Genomic DNA, 3,475 nt, shown 5'->3' with positions numbered 1-3,475 from the left:
GCCGGTTTTGTTCCGCCCCGCCCATTGCCGCCACGCCTAACGAAGGGCACCCGTAGGGACACGACTTGTCGTATCCGACGCGGGCGGGGCGGTCCTGAGCGTCGTCGTCGTCTGCCCGCACGCACGGGCGACCGCCGGTCGCCCCTACGCCGCCCCGCCCGTCGCCGCCCCGCCCGGCGGCCGCGGCCCGACGGCGTTGCATGCAACGCCGCTACGACGGCCACCCCGCCCTCGTGCGGTGCGGGCGGGGCGGCGCCCGCTGCCCGCCCGCTACCGCATCAGCAGGTAGCTCAGCTTGACCAGGACCACGTCGTCCGGGAACGCCCCGAACGTGTCCGCAAACTGGCCGCCGGTGCCCGTCTCGAACGGCGAGGGCGGGGCGGCGGCCAGGAGCGCCTCCTCGAACTGCTCGCTCCGGCGGCCCTGGCTCCACACGACGTAGAGCGCCGAGCCCAGGCGGTACTCCCAGCGGAGGACGGCGTTGCCCGTGAACGCGGAGAACGCGAAGTCGCGGCGCTTGGGGAAGCCGGAGGCGGGGCGGAGATCGTCGGGGCCGGCGAGCACGGAGAGGTCGCGGTAGCGCCCGCGCGCGGCGAACAGCTGGCCGAAGGCCTGGAGCGAGAGCGTCGGCGAGACGATGTACTGGCCGCGCAGCGTGGCCTCGGCCTCGCGCGTGTCGCGGAGCCCGAACAGCGGGACGTAGAACGCCGTGCCCGCGACCTGGAGCGGGGCGGCGTCGTAGGGGGCGAGGCCGGCGACGAGCCCCACCCCGCCCGGGAACGGGACGAGGTCGCCGTCGACGAGCGCCTCGGGCACGTCGGCCTGGGCGCCGACGAAGAGGCCGGCCGGCGTCTGGACGAACGCCTCGTTGGCCGCCCACGCTTGCCGGCCGTCGGTCCAGCCCCCGCTCGCCTCGACGTCCAGGCTCAGGCGGTCGCTCACGGCCCAGTCCACCTCGAGGCCCGCCGAGAAGCCGCGCGCGCCGTCGGCGCCGAGCGACCCGCCCACGTCGACCTCGACCTGGTACCGCCGCCGCGAGTCGGTCTCGTACGACACCCGGAGCCCGCCGCGCGCCACGTTGCGGACGTCGCCCAGCCCTCGCGCCTCGCGCACGTCGAGCCCGCCCAGCCCGTCGAGGTCGACCGAGACCGAGAGCTCCTGGAAGCCGGGGAAGTCGGCGCGGGCGAAGAAAGAGAGGTCCGCCCCCCGGTTGGTCCGGTCGGCCAGCCGCCACGTCTGCGAGCCGTAGACGCTGCCGCGGAGCCGCCGGAACGGGCCGACCGGGCGGCCCTCGTTGACGAGGTAGCTCGTCCCGGCCCGGGCCTGGAGCAGGTCGGTCTGTCGGAACCGCCCGACGTCGTCCAGGCGGACGCCCGCGGTGTAGGCCCGAAGACCGAACCCGGGCGTGAGGTAGCCCTCCTCGCGGTCGAACCCGAGGTAGACCGCCCCGCCCCCGACGCGGCCGTCGTCGGCGTCGCGGGCCGTCCCCGCGGCCGTCCCCTCGAACACCCACCCGCCCGTGCGGAGCGCCCAGTCAGCCGCGCCGGCGACGGCGAGCGTGCGGCCGTCACCGTTGTCCGGCCGCGTCCCGTACGCCGTCAGCCCGCCGCCGACGTAGCTCCGCCTGGGCAGCTCCTGCTTGAGCCGCCCCGCCCCGTAGAACCGGCCCGGCCGGAAGTCGCCGCCGGTCGCCGAGCCCAGCGCCCCGAACGAGAGGCCGCCCCCGGTCCGCCCCGTGACCTTGGCCGCGGCGATGATGGGCGACTCGCCGCCCACGCGGCGCGTGTAGAGGAGCGCCCCGTCGCCGCCGCCGACCGTGAGGTCGAAGATCTGCGTGCCTTCGAGGAAGAACGGCCGGCGCTCGCTCAGGAAGCGCTCGAACGTGGACAGGTTGAGCTGGGCGGGGTCGGCGTCGACCTGGCCGAAGTCCGGGTTGACCGTCGCGTCGAGGATGACGTTCGAGCCCAGACCCACCTTGAGGTCAGCGCCGAGGTTCGCCTCGACGCTCTCGGCGCCGGTCCCCGGCCGGTCGGGGTCCTCGGTCCGGGCCGCGCGCGCGAGCGTGTACGGCGCCGCCTGGAGCACGGGGCGGGGCGCGAGCCCGCCGACCCCGTCGAGCGTCCCGAACAGCTGGACGATCCCGCCCTCGGCCTCGGCCCGCGTGACCGGCGCCCAGTAGGCGTCCTCCCCGCTTGCCGGCATCACGCGCTGGAAGTTGACGCCCCACGACGCCGTGCCCTCGGTGTAGCGGAGCTGGGAGTACGGAATACGGAGCTCGGCCGTCCACCCGTCCGGCCCCACGCGCACGGCCGACTCCCACACGGCGTCCCACGAGCGGTCCTCGCGGCGGCCCTCGATGGTCCCGTCGAAGCGGACGCCGGCGGCCGTGACGCCGAAGACGTAGGCGGTCCGGTCGTCGTTGTAGCTGTCGAGGGAGACCACGAAGGCGTCCGCCCCGCCCGTGTTGTCGCGGCGGCTGAGGGTCTGGCGGATCCGCGACGGGTCGGCGGTGAACATCCGGGCGCCCACGACGAGCCCGTCGGCCGCCCGGAGCACGCGGACCTCGGTCCGCTCCGTCGCCGGGGCGCCCTCGTTGGGCTCGTACTGGACGAAGCCCGTCGCCACCTCGGCCGCGTCCCACGCCGCCTCGTCCAAGACGCCGTCGACGCGGAGGCCCTCGCCGGCCGGCGCCGCCGTGACCACCGGCCGCGCCGGGTCGGGGCCGGACCGTCCGTCGCCGCCGGGCGGGGCGGCGAGCGCGAGCAGGAGCGCGAGCGTGAGCACGGGGGAGACGACGGGGCGGGGCGGGCGTACGTTCCGAAGCTCGCCCCCACCCCGCCCTTTGGGTTCGCCCCGTGGCCGTCCCTGACACGTTCCTCACACTCGCGGCCCCGGCGGCCGCCGAGCCTCCCAAAACGAAGGGCTCGCGGTTTATCGGCGAGGCCGCCCCGGTGCGGACCGAGGCCGAGGCGCTCGCGGCCGTCGCCGCCGTCCGCGCCCGCGAGCACGCGGCAACGCATGTGTGCTGGGCGTTCCGGCTCGGCCCGGGCGGACCCAAAGGGCGAAGCGTCTGGCGCACGCAGGACGACGGCGAGCCCTCCGGCTCGGCCGGCGCCCCGATCCTCCGCGAGATCGAGGGCCGCGACCTGACCAACGTCGTGGTCGCCGTCACGCGCTACTACGGGGGGACGAAGCTGGGCGTGGGCGGGCTAGCCCGGGCCTACGGCGAGGCCGCCGGCGCGGCGCTCGACGCGGGCCGCCCCGCCCGCGGCACGGTCCGCGTGCCCGTCGTGCTCCGGTTCGCGTTCGCCGACACGGCCCCGGCCATGCGGCTCCTGGACGCGTTCGACGCCGAGGTGGCCGAGCAGACGTTCTCGCCGGACGGCACCCAGTTGGCCCTCCGTGTCCGCCGCAGCCACGCCGCCCCGCTCCGGGCCGCCTTCGTCGAGGCCACGTCGGGGCGGGGCGAGGTGGT

The 3,475-nt window shown here is 76.4% G+C and carries 3 protein-coding genes; 1 reads left to right on the top strand and 2 read right to left on the bottom strand.

The window, feature by feature from the left end; genetic code table 11:
* Together RM540_RS16085 and RM540_RS16080 are read right to left on the bottom strand one after the other, a co-directional pair.
* On the bottom strand, nucleotides 1–202 hold a 202-nt coding region (locus RM540_RS16085), incomplete at its 3' end, for a hypothetical protein (RefSeq protein WP_311666010.1).
* Between the two features lie 68 nt (nucleotides 203–270).
* The gene (locus RM540_RS16080) at nucleotides 271–2,784 is read right to left on the bottom strand and encodes a DUF5916 domain-containing protein (RefSeq protein WP_311666008.1); all 2,514 of its coding nucleotides are present in this window, start codon (nucleotides 2,782–2,784) and stop codon (nucleotides 271–273) included.
* A gap of 71 nt (nucleotides 2,785–2,855) precedes the next feature.
* Here RM540_RS16080 and RM540_RS16075 point away from each other — a divergent pair.
* A partial coding sequence (locus RM540_RS16075; protein ID WP_311666006.1) for an IMPACT family protein occupies nucleotides 2,856–3,475 on the top strand: 620 nt, incomplete at its 3' end.

Origin of the sequence: Rubrivirga litoralis (genome assembly GCF_031846415.1) — a bacterium.
GTDB lineage: Bacteria > Bacteroidota > Rhodothermia > Rhodothermales > Rubricoccaceae > Rubrivirga > Rubrivirga litoralis.
Note: the sequence above shows the minus strand (reverse complement) of the source record. Positions and strands in the feature narration are given on the sequence as shown.